Here is a 13,102-nt window from a genome sequence, read left to right as displayed (position 1 = left end):
GTGGGCTTTTTTACTATAACTTTCGTTCTGTTTTTAATCAGAACTCATTTTATAGTAATGAAATACAGAGAATTGCCTTTTTTTAAAAGCTTACTTTCTTAATTTTAAGCGTATTTTTGCGTCTTAGAAACAACAGTTAAAGTGGTAAACCAATGGATGTCAAAAAATATTTAGATTCAACTTACTTGAAAACTCCAGAACAAGCTGGGTTGACCGTAGAAGAAAATACAGAAGTTGTTCGTCTTGCGGTGGCAGAGGCCATTCATGAAGATTTTAAATTGATCATGATTCGGCCCGAAATGGTGGTGTTGGCTCGCGAGATGGTTGTTGCCGCAAATTCGCGTCTTTTGGTAGGTACCGTAATTGATTTTCCTGAAGGAAGATCTAACTTAAAAGCTAAAATCATAGAAGCGCAAGCTGCAATCGAAAATGGTGCAGACGACTTAGATTTTGTTTGCAATTATACCGCTTTTAAAAACGGTGAAGTAGAACTCGTGAAAGAAGAAATTCTGGAAGGAACGCGATTAGGACTGGCCAATTTTAAAACGGTGAAGTGGATTATTGAAGTTGCAGCATTGACTGAAAAAGAAATTATACAGTTATCAGCTTTAATAAAAAATGTTGTAATGTTGCATTTTGAAGAAAATCAGTATGCATCAGTATTTGTAAAGTCGTCAACTGGGTTTTATAAGACGAAAGACGGAAAGCCAAACGGCGCGACATTACCAACGATTACCATGATGATAGAAAATGCATCTCCTTTGTCAATAAAAGCGGCAGGCGGTGTTCGAACTTTTGAAGAAGCGATGGAAATGATTTCTTTGGGAGTTAAACGCATTGGAACTTCTGGAGCAAAAGCAATTGCTGACAAACAAAGCAGTATAAACGAATATTAAAATACCATAAATACCTACAATGAATAAAAGTCTCGTTACTTTATTTTGTATTTTGAGTACGCTTTGTCTCAAAGCACAGCAAACAAATACTATCATTGCCTCAACCACAGTCAATGAACGTTTTCCTGTTTTTATCTCCTGTGCGACTTTAGATAACACTGCGTTGCAGAATTGTTTTTACTATGAAGTGCAGCAATTAGTCTTCCAGAATTTTAATGTACCTAAAAGCGCCATAGAAAACGGGTACAAGGGAAACGTGAAAGTTTTATTTGAAGTAGATGCGACAGGCGAATTTAAAGTTTTGTACGTTAATGCAATAAATGACGATTTAAAGATAGAGACTCTTCGCGTATTTCGACAATTTCCAAAAGTTATTCCTGCAACTTATGATGGAAAACCAACGTATTCTAAATATACAATCGCAATTGGTATTCCGCTGAAAAGCCCAGAAGCTGTCTTTAATGAAGCTTTGGCAACCACTAATTTTTTAAAGCCAGCTAACAAGCCTTTAACTGAATTGGATAGTATTATTTATAAGAAATACGATAATCCAGAATTTGAAAGCCATTTAAATATTCCTTTTTCTCATAGTTATTATGCGAAATTTGATGGTGCTATTAATAAAGTTGGAAGCAATAACCACACGGCATCAAAGCCATACTCGTACGCCGAAGTTGCTAAATATTATGATTTTATGGCCAAAAATGAAAGCCTTAAAAAAGAGGTTTCAGGTTGGTGGGGCAAAAAATTGTGGAATGAAAGTTTGGTAGAAATTCAAGGAGATGGGTACTGGTTTACATTGAATCCTATTTTAGATTTACAAGTGGGTTCTGCAACTCATACTAAAGAACGAACGTACATTAACACTAGAGCGCTTAATTTTCGCGGTGGTTTAGGAAAACAATTAAACTTTACAACTACTGTTTATGAAAGTCAAGGTCGATTTGCTACTTATTTCAATCGCTATGCCGAATCTATAAAACCTTCGGGAGGTAATCCTGCCATTATTCCAGGCATGGGAATCGCGAAGGAATTTAAAGAAGATGGATATGATTTTCCGTTAGCGGAAGCAAATTTAACTTTTGCTCCAACCAAGCATTTTGATTTTCAATTAGGTTACGGACGTAATTTTATAGGAGACGGTTATCGCTCTTTGTTAGAAAGTGATGGTGTGAGTCCCTATCCTTATTTTAAAATTAATACTAATTTTTGGAAAATAAAATATACGAATACGTACCTGTGGCTTAAAGACGTTCGGCCAGAGGTTACGGTAGATAAAACCTATGCTTCCAAATTTATGGCGAATCATTATTTGAGTTGGAATGTTTCCAACCGATTAAACATTGGACTTTTTGAATCTGTGATATGGACCGACAGCAATAACAGAGGTTTTGATATGAATTTTGTCAATCCGATCATTTTTTATCGTTCGGTTGAATTTGCTTCTTCTTCAAGAAGTGGAAATGCTATGTTGGCCATTACTTCAAAATACAAATGGAATAATCAGATTAATTTCTACGGGCAGTTTTTATTAGATGAATTTTCTTTGGGAGATGTTAAAGAAAGAGACAACAGCTGGAAAAATAAATTTGGTTATCAATTGGGGGTTAAATATTATGACGCTTTTAATGTTCAAAACTTACTGCTGCAATTAGAGTACAATCATGTACGTCCATACGTATACGAGCACAGCAATGTCATTACCAATTACGGACACAACAATCAAAGCATTGGGCACCAATGGGGCGGAAATTTTGAAGAACTTATAGCTATTGCACGTTACCATAAAGGCAGACTCTTTGCGGATGCTAAAATCACATACGGAGTTAGAGGGTTAGACTTTAATACTGCCGAAGATTCGTTTAATTACGGCAGTAATATTTATATCGATTATGACGAGAAGAGACCTTTTGACAAAGGAGTTAAAGTAGGTCAAGGAAATAAAACGACCGTATTTATTAGCGATGTTCAAGGAGGTTATTTAGTAAATCCTGCTACTAATCTAAAACTGTATGGAAGTTACATTTTTAGAAATTTTGATCCGACACAGAATACAGTAACGACATTTAAAGAAAGTACCAATTGGTTCTCTATTGGTTTGCGCTCGGATATTTTTAATTGGTACTTTGACTATTAATAAGACTTTTCTAATTTAAACCGAAGCAAAGTTGAAAATGTGACTAATTATCGTTGGTTTTGCTTTTAAATCTAAAGGTATGATTCTCCTTTTCATAATCAAATTTGTACATTTGCAGCAGTTTAAAAAAAACCACAAAATAAATTAGCATTGAGCGCAACTACAAATACACTTTCAATTAAATCTATTTTTAATGATTTTAAAGAAATTACCAAAGCAGGGTTAGCTGTAAGTGTACTATTTTCATCTATTGCAGGATATTTATTAGGCTTTGATAAGGATCACCCTTTTCAATGGTGGGTTTTGGGTTTCTTGTGCGTGGGAGGCTATTGCATGGTAGGCGCCTCTAATGCGTTCAACCAAGTGATCGAGAAGGATATTGATAGTTTGATGGATAGAACCAAGAACAGGCCAGTGCCTTCTGGAAGAATGTCTCCAAGATTAGCGCTTTTTGTTGCTTCTTTGTTGACTATTATTGGTTTGGGATTGCTTTATGCAATTAATCCCAAAACAGCAATGTTTGGTGCGATTTCAATATTTTTATACACAAGTGTTTATACACCATTAAAAACAGTAACGCCTTTATCCGTTTTTGTAGGTGCTTTTCCAGGTGCAATTCCATTTATGTTAGGATGGGTAGCCGCAAGCGGTGAATTTGGTATTGAAGCAGGAACATTATTTTTAATTCAGTTTTTTTGGCAATTTCCCCATTTTTGGGCAATTGGATGGTTTTTATATGACGACTATGAAAAAGCAGGTATATTCATGTTGCCAACAGGTAAGCGGGATAATGGGACGGCTTTACAGATAATTTTATACACGGTTTGGTTGATCGTCGCGTCGTTAATACCAATGATCGGTTATACCGGTCAATTGTTTCTTTCTCCAATTGCAGCAATTTTAGTATTTTTACTAGGAGTTTGGATGTTATTCTACGCGGTTAAATTATACAAAATTAGAACTGCCAAGGCAGCGAGAACATTGATGTTAGTTAGTGTTTCTTATATTTCATTATTACAACTGGTTTACATAATTGATAAATTTTTAAGATAGTTATATGGATATGACAATGGTTAAAGACGAAAGTAGAATACGGACAGATAAATCATATAAGTTGATTTTATTATTTGCCATGGTGAGTATGACCATGATGTTCGCAGGGTTAACGAGTGCCTTTGTGGTTAGTAAATCACGCGCAGACTGGTTGAAAGATTTTCAGTTGCCACCAGCTTTTTACTGGAGCACTTTGGTAATTTTAGGTTGTAGTGTTACTTTTCACTTGGCTAAAACAGCCATAAAAAAAGACAATTATAAGCGCACAACAAATTTCTTACTAGCTACTTTAGGACTAGGTATTTTGTTTGTAGTTTTGCAATTTGTTGGATTTGGACAAATCGTAGAACAAGGGTTTTATTTTACGGGAGCAGGAAGTTCGATAACGACTACGTTTTTATATGTAGTTACCGTTACACACCTTTTGCACCTTGCAGGCGGAATTATTTCACTACTGGTAATAATTTATAATCATTTTAAACAAAAATACAATTCAACTCAAACTCTTGGAATAGAACTAGGTGCGATGTACTGGCACTTTCTTGATTTCTTGTGGGTTTATTTATTTTTATTTTTATATTTCTTTAAATAAGAAAAAAACGTAAATTTGGGAACTTTTTAACGAATAACTTTTATGGACACGACAGTTACTACTGCAAACAACGAAGAGAAGACCTGGGGAGGTGGAAATGAACCTTTAGGAGCGGGTTATGGTAAAATGATGATGTGGTTTTTTATCGTATCAGATGCTTTAACATTTTCTGGATTTTTAGGAGCTTACGGTTTTTCAAGATTTAAATTTATTGAAACTTGGCCTATAGCCGATGAAGTTTTTACTCACTTTCCTTTTATGCACGGCAATCCACAACCAATGTTGTATGTTGCTTTAATGACTTTTATTTTAATTTTCTCTTCTGTAACAATGGTTTTGGCTGTTGATGCAGGACATCAAATGAAAAAAACAAAAGTTGCTATTTATATGTTATTGACCATTATTGGTGGTTTGATATTCGTAGGCTCACAAGCTTGGGAATGGAAAAACTTTATAAATGGTGAATTTGGAGCTATTGAAACTAAAGGAGGCAGTATTCTTCAATTTGTGAATAAAGAAGGAAAGCAAATTGCTATAGCTGATTTTGCAGTAAAGCAAAAAGACGGCAGAGTTCCTTTAAGAGGAAATGACGCCAAATGGTTTATGAGCGACGCTGAAACTTTACCAACGTATTCTGTTGCTGAAGTACAAGCTGGATTTACAGCACATCCTGATTTATTAATCAGAACTGAGCAACTTACAGACAAGAAGAAAAAGACAATTCTTTCAAGAGAAGAGTCAGTAGCAAGATTAGGCGATGCCAAATATGTGGTTGAAGGAGCTAATTTAATAAGAAATGAATACGGAAATAAATTATTTGCTGATTTCTTTTTCTTTATTACAGGTTTTCATGGTTTTCACGTAGTTACCGGTATTATAATTAATATTATCATTTTCTTTAATGTATTGTTAGGTACATACGACAAAAGAAAAAGTTATGAAATGGTTGAGAAAGTTGGACTTTACTGGCACTTTGTCGATTTAGTTTGGGTATTTGTATTTACAGTTTTCTACTTAGTTTAATTTTAAGATTTATAGCATTATGTCACACGAATATGTTTCTAATACAAAAAGAATTTGGGTTGTTTTTGGTCTACTTTCAGTAATCACTACTGTAGAAGTTGTACTAGGAATTATTAAGCCAGGTGCATTAGAGTTTAATCATTTTTTTGGTTTGAACTTGTTGAACTGGATTTTTTATATCTTAACTATTGTCAAAGCATACTATATTGTTTGGGCTTTCATGCACATGGAAGGCGAGAAAAGTTCATTACGATCTTCAGTAGTTTGGCCATTGGTATTTTTAATTACTTATTTATTGTTTATTCTGTTAACAGAAGGACATTATATTTATGAGGTTTTTAAAAATTCTACTATCAAATGGAATTTTTAACATCATATTAATTCAAAAAAAGGGTACGCATTGCGTACCTTTTTTTATTTTTGCAGTTAACCTATTTTTTTACGCTCCATGAAAAAAAACATTGTTCTTTTTGTTTTATTTGTTCTCCCTATTGTTGCTTATCTTTTCTTTGCATCGGGAGTAAATAGTTTTACGAAACTTCCTATAGTTACGGCAAAAGTGCCCGATTTTGGCAAATGGGAGTCTTTGAGAGGAGAGCCTGTAACCTTGAATGATAAAATCACTATATTGGGCTTTGGTGGTTTCGATATTGTAAAAAACCGTGGAAATCTTTTCAATTTAAATGAAAAAATTTACCAGCGCTACCATGAGTTTAAAGACTTGCAGTTTGTAATGGTTTGCCCAAAAGGAACCGAAGCTGATGTTGCTGGTATTTTAGATGCTTTGGATGATTTTACAGATGTGTCTCAGTGGCATTTTCTTTTCGCAAACCCAGAAGAAATTAAAGCTTATTTTGCTGAATTAAAGTTAAGAGAGAAATTGGATGTAGGTCACGGAACATCAAATGTATTTATAATAGATAAAGCACGCAATTTAAGAGGTAGAACAGAAGAAAAGGAATATAGAGAAGGATATGATACTTTTCATCCATCTGAGTTGAATAATGAGATGTTAGATGATTTTAAAATTGTATTGTATGAATATCGTGCTGCTTTAAAAAAGAATCATAATGCTACTAAGCAATTGTAAATAGTTTATCATGTTTAAAAATAAATCGTATATCGGTATATCGTTTGTTATTTTAATTTTTGGGATTTATGCCGTTCCTAAAATTATTGATCGAATTCAAGATGGTTCTATCGTTAAAGGTGCTCGACTAGACAATGTGAGTAACGAGGAGACAAAAGGGGATAAATTAGTACTGATCGGACCTGTTCCTAAATTTGATTTGACCAATCAGGACAATCAAAAAGTGACCAATGAAGCCTACAAAGGGAAAGTATATGTTTTAGAATTTTTCTTCACCAAATGTCCTTCTATTTGTCCTAAGATGAATGTGAGTATGTTGGAAATAGAAAATAAGTTTTTTGGAAATCCTAATTTCGGAATTATTTCGATTACGATCGATCCAGAGCATGATACTCCCAAAGTTTTAAAAGAGCATGCAGCCGAATTAGGAGTGCGCTCGTCCAGTTGGAATTTTTTAACTGGCGATAAAGCAGCTATTTTTGACCTGTCAAACAAAGGGTTTAATTTATATGCAGGCGAAAACGATAAGGTAAATGGAGGTTTTGAACATTCGGGACTTTTTGCTTTGGTAGATAAAGAAGGAAATATTCGTTGTCGTAAAGATGATTTCGGAAATCCGATTTTGTATTACGATGGTTTAGATAAAAAAGGCGTTCGCGAGATACAACAAGACATTACAATATTATTAGCAGAATAGAAATGGAAACCACTTCTTTAGAAAAAAAATACAATAAATATATTATTGCAGTTTCGATAATTATTCCTGTTGTAGTTGCAATATTATTCGGAATCAAATTAAAAGATTTTGGTTACGATGTAGAACCGCTTTCGTTTTTACCGCCAATATATGCCTCAATTAATGCAATGACAGCAGTGGTTTTGATTGTGGCAGTCATTGCCATTAAAAATGGTAAACGAAAGTTACATGAGCGGTTGATGACTTTGGCAATTGCATTTTCAGTGTTGTTCTTGATGATGTATGTTGCCTACCACATGACCGCAGATTCAACCAAATATGGTGGAGAAGGTACCATGCGCTTGATTTATTTTATTATATTAATTTCACATATTTTATTGTCAATTGCAATAATTCCTTTAGTATTAATTACGTATGTTCGCGCTTTGTCACAACGTTTTGATCAGCATCGAAAAATTGCACGAATCACCTTTCCGTTGTGGCTTTATGTGGCCATTACGGGTGTTGTAGTATATTTAATGATTTCTCCATATTATGTCAATTAAAAAATTAAATAGATTTCAATCTTTCAATGTAAGATTTCAATCGCTGTTTTTGGGACTTTGTTTTTTCTTTATCGGAATGTCTGCTAACGCTCAATGTGCGATGTGTCGTGCCGCTTTGGGTGGCGATGCAAATGTTAAGCAGGCAGAAGCGGTAAATGATGGTATTGTCTATTTAATGCTTGTTCCGTATTTATTGGTAGTAGTTATTGGTTACTTTGTGTACAAAATGTACCAATCAAAAAAGAGTAAATCAGAATAGTTTATTCAAGCCCATCAACCGAAATATTAACGGTTCCGTTTATTTTCAAAAAAGCAATAATTGCCTGATTCGTTAATTTTAACTTATCGAATGTAATTTCGTTGAGTTTTCCATTTACAAACACACCTTTCATTGGCGAGTAGTTATTTAAGTAAGTAAGCATGGTTTGTTTACCTTCTTCAAGATTTGGAGCGATAGAATAGCGGCAACTTTCTTGAATTTTCTTTAAAATATATCCTTGCATCAGCCAATTCGCAGTGCGAGTCAATTTATTCTTTGTATCTAAAACATAATCCAGCTGATCAAAATAAAGCTCTTTAGTTGCGCTATTGTATTGTGGAAATCCACTTAAATAAATAGCTCCATTAATCGAGCCTGAAAGGTCTAGCGCAATAATCATCTTGCCGTTTTTGTGCCAAAGTTGTACGTTTTTCACAAGTACTTTTTTGCCTCCCGACCCAAATTCTTGACCTACAAAATTTTTACTCATAATTTTCGAAGCTGCACTATAGGTCGAAATAGCAGCAATACTTGCGTTCACTTGTTTTGGAATTTTACTAACCGGTTTGATTGCAATATTGGCGGCATTAAATTTTGATTCTGGTTGTTTTCCGATGATCGTTTCCATGGTGCATTTTACGCCCATTTCGAGCATGAAAGCATCTTTTTTAATACTTGCCTCAGTCGAATAAATTTCAGTTGGAGCAATTCGCAACCAACTTTCATAATCTTCATTCATCAAAAAAGGAGTGCAAATTTGTTCTAATGCAGCGAGTACATTGGGTTTAAAGTCCATTGCTTTTTCTATGGCCGAATCAATACTACTTGTAATATCCGATTTGAATAGGGATATTGCAGGATTCGCGAGATAGGTAATCGGCATGTTTTTACCAAAAACAGTCATCGTTGGACTCTCTGTCCATACCAATGATTTTATTTCCGTCTTTGTCCTTAATTTCCAGTTATTTAGCGCGACATCACTATTCAAAATCACAGTACCAGTTAGATTAAATTCTCGAACATCATACATTTTGAGGCCTAGTCTTTCGGTTCCAATTCTATATTTTATAAGTGCTTTCAATGGTAGGACCGTTTCTAGTTTTCCATTGGAGTTTTTAGACACATTCCGCATTTGGATTGAAGCAGTTTTCCAAACTTTCATTTCTATATCATCGTCAGTAATGTCATTGTCTTCATAGATCAAACCTTTTAAATGGGTATTGGTTTGATTTTCGATATCCTTTATTTGTACAGTGATCGGTAAGTTAATGAATGACGGAGTGCTTTGGTAAGTTAAAGGTGTTGCGTCATCGGGTTCTGGTTTTAACGTAGACAACTGGTTAGTGCTCGAGCAGCTGCTGATAAAAAGGAGAATGAAAAGCGAATATATAATAGTTTTATTTTGTGCCATTGGTAATCTGTTTTATATGGTAAAATTAAAAAAAGAAAGATATGTTTGTTAAAAAGTGTAACAATTTGCAACTTTTGTTTACTTACATATTGTGAGTTATAAACTATTAACGTTTTATTATCATAAACTATTTAACAAAATTAGTAGTATTGCTACTAAAAATAACCAACTATGATTGAGATTAAAGACTTGCATAAGTCCTATAAAATGGGAAATTCTAAATTACACGTATTGAAAGGGATTAATTTCAATATTAAAGAAGGAGAATTGGTTGCTATTATGGGGTCTTCAGGTTCTGGAAAATCGACATTATTGAATATTTTAGGAATTTTAGATGAAGCTGATCTGGGAAGTTATACTTTAGATAATGTACCCATCAAAAACTTAAACGAGACCATTGCTTCTCGCTACCGAAATAAGTTTTTAGGTTTTGTTTTTCAGTCTTTTAATCTAATTAATTACAAAAACGCATTAGATAATGTTGCAATGCCGTTGTATTATCAAGGAATAAAAAGAGCAGAACGCAATGAAATCGCAATGAGTTATCTTGAAAAAGTAGGATTAGCTACTCATGCGCACCATTTACCAAACGAACTTTCTGGAGGTCAAAAACAACGGGTAGCTATTGCTCGTGCCTTGGCATCAAATCCAAAAGTTTTATTGGCCGATGAGCCGACGGGAGCTTTGGACACTAAAACGTCATATGAAGTAATGGAATTAATTCAAGGCATTAATGACGAAGGTAAAACCATTCTTATTGTGACGCATGAGCCAGATATTGCTGCAATGTGCAAGCGTAATGTGGTGTTAAAGGATGGATTAATTATAGATGATAAAATGGTCGAACAAGTAAGAGCGTCGCAATATGTTTAATATCGAGCGATGGCAGGAAATATTTGAAGCAATTGCCAAAAACAAGCTCCGAACTTTTTTAACGGGGATTTCGGTTGCGTCAGGTATTTTTATACTTGTGATTTTATTGGGAGCAGGTAAAGGACTTCAAAACGGTATCGAAAAACAGTTCGAAGGGGATGCAAAAGGCATCATCGAAGTGTGGTCCAATACCACTACAAAAGAATACAAAGGTCTTAATCCAGGACGTGAAATTCAGCTCCGAAATAGTGACTATAATTTAGCAGTTCAAAAATTTGGTGGGGAAATCGATAAAAAATCTGCTTCACTAAGTTCTTGGCGCGGATTAATTAGCTACGGTAAAGAATCAGGAAATTATCAATTTAAAGGTGTGAACCCCGACTATGTGGATATTGAAAATGCAACAATTATTCAAGGACGATTTATCAACAATACTGATTTAATTCATAATGAAAAAGTGGTTGCAATTGGTCTGAAAGTCAAACAAGATTTGTTTAAAGATGCCGATCCCATCGGAGAACAAATTGCAATAAATAATATAAATTTTAAAGTGGTAGGTGTGTTTACCGATCCTTCTGGAGAACGGGAAGAATCGCGTCTATATATTCCAATGACAACCAACCAACGCGCTTTTGGTGCGGGTGATAAAATTGATGGATTGCATTTTGTATTAGAAAAAAAAGACAATTACATAGATGCATTAGCACAATCTAAACTATTTACAGAGAAGGTCAGCACAGCGCTTAAAAGTAAAAACATCATTGCTCCAGATGATGAGAGCGCTTTGGGTGTTTACAACTCTGTTGAACGGGCGAAGCAATTTTATGATCTGAATTTATATATCAGATTGTTTTTTTGGTGGGTTGGAATTTGTACCATTATCGCTGGTGTAGTTGGAGTCAGTAACATTATGTTGATTATTGTAAAAGAACGAACCAAAGAAATCGGAATTAGGAAAGCACTAGGTGCTTCGCCAGTATCAATTATTGGGATGATTTTACATGAATCGATTTTTATCACCACGATTGCTGGATTTGTAGGTTTGTTAGCAAGTTTGTTGTTATTAGAATTTGTGGGACCAATGATACAAAGTGACTATTTTAGAAATCCAGAGGTAGACTTTGGCGTAGCATTAAGCACGTTAGGCATACTTGTCTTTGCGGGAGCATTGGCAGGTTTTTTTCCTGCTTATCGCGCAGCACAAATTAAGCCCATTGTAGCACTTAGAGACGAATAATATGTTTAGTAGAGACAGTTTAAACGAAATTTTAGAAGCTTTAACAGCAAATGTGTTTAGAACCATATTGACTGCTTTCGGTGTGTTTTGGGGTATTTTTATTTTGGTGATTTTACTGGCCGCTGGTAAAGGTTTAGAAAATGGAGTAAAGCAAGGGTTTTCAGGAATGGCGACAAACTCCATGTTCATGTGGACCCAAACTACATCTAAAGCTTATAAAGGTTTACCAAAAACGCGTCGATATGACTTTAAAAATAGCGATGTTGCTGCTTTAAAGCAAAGTTTACCAGATCTTTTGTACGTTTCACCGCGCAATCAATTAGGAGGATTTGGAGGTGCAAATAACGTAGTTCGCGGTACTAAAACTTCTGCTTTTGATGTATACGGAGACTATCCAGAGTTGATCAAGCAACAACCCATGGACATCTCAAAAGGGCGATTTATAAATTATCAAGACATTAATTTAAAAAGGAAAGTAGCTGTAATTGGCGAAGGCGTTATTAAAGAGTTATACGATAAAGACGAAGAAGTGATCGGAACGTACCTCAAGGCAAACGGTGTTAACTTTTTAGTTGTTGGAACTTATAAAGCAAAAGGAAATAATGGGAATGCAGAACAAGAGCAAAAAAATATATTTGTGCCTTTTACTTCTTTTCAGCAAGCATTTAATTATGGAGATAGAGTCGGTTGGATGGCAATTACAGCACATGACGGAGCTTCAATCACCCAATTAAAACCAAAAATTTTAGAAATTATGAAAGAAAGGCATTTCATAAATCCTACTGACGATCGAGCAATTGGTAATTTTGATTTGTATGAGCAATTTAGCAAAGTGCAGAGTTTGTTTACCATTTTACAATTTATTGCCTTTTTCGTCGGAACATTAGTGCTTTTGTCTGGAGTAATTGGAATTTCAAATATCATGCTGATCGTGGTGAAAGAGCGAACGAAAGAGATCGGAATTAGGAGAGCCATTGGTGCGACTCCAGGTGCTATTCGAAAACAAATCCTGTTAGAAGCCTTGTTTTTAACCATCATTTCAGGAATGCTCGGTATTGCAGTTGCAACGGGAATAATTGCCTTATTGAATATGGTATTGGATTCAATGCCACCTGGCGAAAACACCATGTTTGCGAATCCAAGTGTCGATTTAGGGGTAGTGTTTTTTGCCTTAGTAATTCTAGTAGGATCAGGATTGTTAGCTGGGTTTATTCCGGCGCAGACCGCTATTAATATTAAGCCAGTAGACGCATTAAGAACCGAATAAATAAATTATCTAATTATAATTG

The 13,102-nt window shown here is 34.8% G+C and carries 14 protein-coding genes; 13 read left to right on the top strand and 1 reads right to left on the bottom strand.

All coding sequences use genetic code 11. The features are described from left to right. Window positions 1-152: 152 nt before the first annotated feature. The 10 genes from deoC (at window position 153) to ACRASX_RS02830 (ending at window position 8,292) form a co-directional block, all read left to right on the top strand. Window positions 153-896 carry a deoxyribose-phosphate aldolase gene (gene deoC / locus ACRASX_RS02875; RefSeq protein WP_432222363.1) on the top strand — a complete coding sequence of 248 codons (744 nt, stop codon included), beginning with the start codon at window positions 153-155 and terminating at the stop codon, window positions 894-896. Window positions 897-915: 19 nt separating this feature from the next. Continuing rightward, complete coding sequence (locus ACRASX_RS02870; protein ID WP_432222362.1) at window positions 916-3,033, top strand: energy transducer TonB; 2,118 nt, start codon at window positions 916-918, stop codon at window positions 3,031-3,033. Between the two features lie 150 nt (window positions 3,034-3,183). Then, entirely contained in the window at window positions 3,184-4,086 is a 903-nt protein-coding gene (gene cyoE, locus ACRASX_RS02865; protein ID WP_066310880.1) for a heme o synthase, read from the top strand. Window positions 4,087-4,090: 4 nt separating this feature from the next. Further along, window positions 4,091-4,678: a cytochrome c oxidase subunit 3 gene (locus ACRASX_RS02860; RefSeq protein WP_432222361.1), complete on the top strand. Its 588-nt coding sequence runs from the start codon at window positions 4,091-4,093 to the stop codon at window positions 4,676-4,678. A 42-nt stretch (window positions 4,679-4,720) separates the two neighbouring features. Next, window positions 4,721-5,701: a cytochrome c oxidase subunit 3 gene (locus ACRASX_RS02855; protein ID WP_066310870.1), complete on the top strand. Its 981-nt coding sequence runs from the start codon at window positions 4,721-4,723 to the stop codon at window positions 5,699-5,701. A gap of 19 nt (window positions 5,702-5,720) precedes the next feature. Beyond that, window positions 5,721-6,071, top strand: a complete 351-nt coding sequence (locus ACRASX_RS02850) for a cytochrome C oxidase subunit IV family protein (RefSeq protein WP_066310867.1) — start codon at window positions 5,721-5,723, stop codon at window positions 6,069-6,071. Window positions 6,072-6,149: 78 nt separating this feature from the next. After that, window positions 6,150-6,791 carry a hypothetical protein gene (locus ACRASX_RS02845; protein ID WP_066310866.1) on the top strand — a complete coding sequence of 214 codons (642 nt, stop codon included), beginning with the start codon at window positions 6,150-6,152 and terminating at the stop codon, window positions 6,789-6,791. Window positions 6,792-6,801: 10 nt separating this feature from the next. After that, window positions 6,802-7,488 (top strand): SCO family protein, encoded by a 687-nt coding sequence (locus ACRASX_RS02840; RefSeq protein WP_432222360.1) that lies wholly within the window; start codon window positions 6,802-6,804, stop codon window positions 7,486-7,488. 2 nt (window positions 7,489-7,490) lie between these two features. Next, window positions 7,491-8,033, top strand: a complete 543-nt coding sequence (locus ACRASX_RS02835) for a DUF420 domain-containing protein (RefSeq protein ID WP_066310861.1) — start codon at window positions 7,491-7,493, stop codon at window positions 8,031-8,033. Continuing rightward, a complete protein-coding gene (locus ACRASX_RS02830; protein WP_066310858.1) occupies window positions 8,023-8,292 on the top strand; it encodes a hypothetical protein in 270 nt (89 codons plus the stop codon). Before ACRASX_RS02835 ends, ACRASX_RS02830 begins: the two co-directional genes overlap by 11 nt. Window position 8,293: 1 nt before the next feature. Here the strand turns inward: ACRASX_RS02830 and ACRASX_RS02825 are convergent, their stop codons facing one another. Further along, window positions 8,294-9,703, bottom strand: coding sequence for a DUF4403 family protein (locus ACRASX_RS02825; RefSeq protein ID WP_432222359.1), 1,410 nt, complete (start codon window positions 9,701-9,703; stop codon window positions 8,294-8,296). 171 nt (window positions 9,704-9,874) lie between these two features. On the opposite strand from ACRASX_RS02825, the gene ACRASX_RS02820 reads away from it, so the two are divergent. The 3 genes from ACRASX_RS02820 to ACRASX_RS02810 are packed head-to-tail and all read left to right on the top strand — an operon-like array spanning window position 9,875 to window position 13,080. After that, the gene (locus ACRASX_RS02820) at window positions 9,875-10,576 is read left to right on the top strand and encodes an ABC transporter ATP-binding protein (RefSeq protein WP_066310853.1); all 702 of its coding nucleotides are present in this window, start codon (window positions 9,875-9,877) and stop codon (window positions 10,574-10,576) included. Continuing rightward, entirely contained in the window at window positions 10,569-11,813 is a 1,245-nt protein-coding gene (locus tag ACRASX_RS02815; protein ID WP_432222358.1) for an ABC transporter permease, read from the top strand. The genes ACRASX_RS02820 and ACRASX_RS02815 overlap by 8 nt, the downstream gene beginning before the upstream one ends. Window position 11,814: 1 nt before the next feature. Then, on the top strand, window positions 11,815-13,080 hold the full coding sequence (locus tag ACRASX_RS02810; RefSeq protein WP_066310845.1) for an ABC transporter permease: 1,266 nt from the start codon (window positions 11,815-11,817) through the stop codon (window positions 13,078-13,080). Window positions 13,081-13,102: the final 22 nt, after the last annotated feature.

This window comes from Flavobacterium sp. TMP13, assembly GCF_050847115.1.
Classification (GTDB): domain Bacteria; phylum Bacteroidota; class Bacteroidia; order Flavobacteriales; family Flavobacteriaceae; genus Flavobacterium.
The sequence above is the reverse complement of the archived record's forward strand: the minus strand, read 5'-3'. Positions and strand labels throughout refer to the sequence as shown.

Bases quoted from the DNA above. Each gene is read 5' to 3' on its own strand.
- deoC (WP_432222363.1), top strand. From the start codon at position 153: ATGGATGTCAAAAAATATTTAGATTCAACTTACTTGAAAACTCCAGAA.
- ACRASX_RS02870 (WP_432222362.1), top strand. From the start codon at position 916: ATGAATAAAAGTCTCGTTACTTTATTTTGTATTTTGAGTACGCTTTGT.
- ACRASX_RS02860 (WP_432222361.1), top strand. From the start codon at position 4,091: ATGGATATGACAATGGTTAAAGACGAAAGTAGAATACGGACAGATAAA.
- ACRASX_RS02855 (WP_066310870.1), top strand. From the start codon at position 4,721: ATGGACACGACAGTTACTACTGCAAACAACGAAGAGAAGACCTGGGGA.
- ACRASX_RS02850 (WP_066310867.1), top strand. From the start codon at position 5,721: ATGTCACACGAATATGTTTCTAATACAAAAAGAATTTGGGTTGTTTTT.
- ACRASX_RS02845 (WP_066310866.1), top strand. From the start codon at position 6,150: ATGAAAAAAAACATTGTTCTTTTTGTTTTATTTGTTCTCCCTATTGTT.
- ACRASX_RS02840 (WP_432222360.1), top strand. From the start codon at position 6,802: ATGTTTAAAAATAAATCGTATATCGGTATATCGTTTGTTATTTTAATT.
- ACRASX_RS02835 (WP_066310861.1), top strand. From the start codon at position 7,491: ATGGAAACCACTTCTTTAGAAAAAAAATACAATAAATATATTATTGCA.
- ACRASX_RS02830 (WP_066310858.1), top strand. From the start codon at position 8,023: ATGTCAATTAAAAAATTAAATAGATTTCAATCTTTCAATGTAAGATTT.
- ACRASX_RS02825 (WP_432222359.1), bottom strand. From the start codon at position 9,703: ATGGCACAAAATAAAACTATTATATATTCGCTTTTCATTCTCCTTTTT.
- ACRASX_RS02820 (WP_066310853.1), top strand. From the start codon at position 9,875: ATGATTGAGATTAAAGACTTGCATAAGTCCTATAAAATGGGAAATTCT.
- ACRASX_RS02815 (WP_432222358.1), top strand. From the start codon at position 10,569: ATGTTTAATATCGAGCGATGGCAGGAAATATTTGAAGCAATTGCCAAA.
- ACRASX_RS02810 (WP_066310845.1), top strand. From the start codon at position 11,815: ATGTTTAGTAGAGACAGTTTAAACGAAATTTTAGAAGCTTTAACAGCA.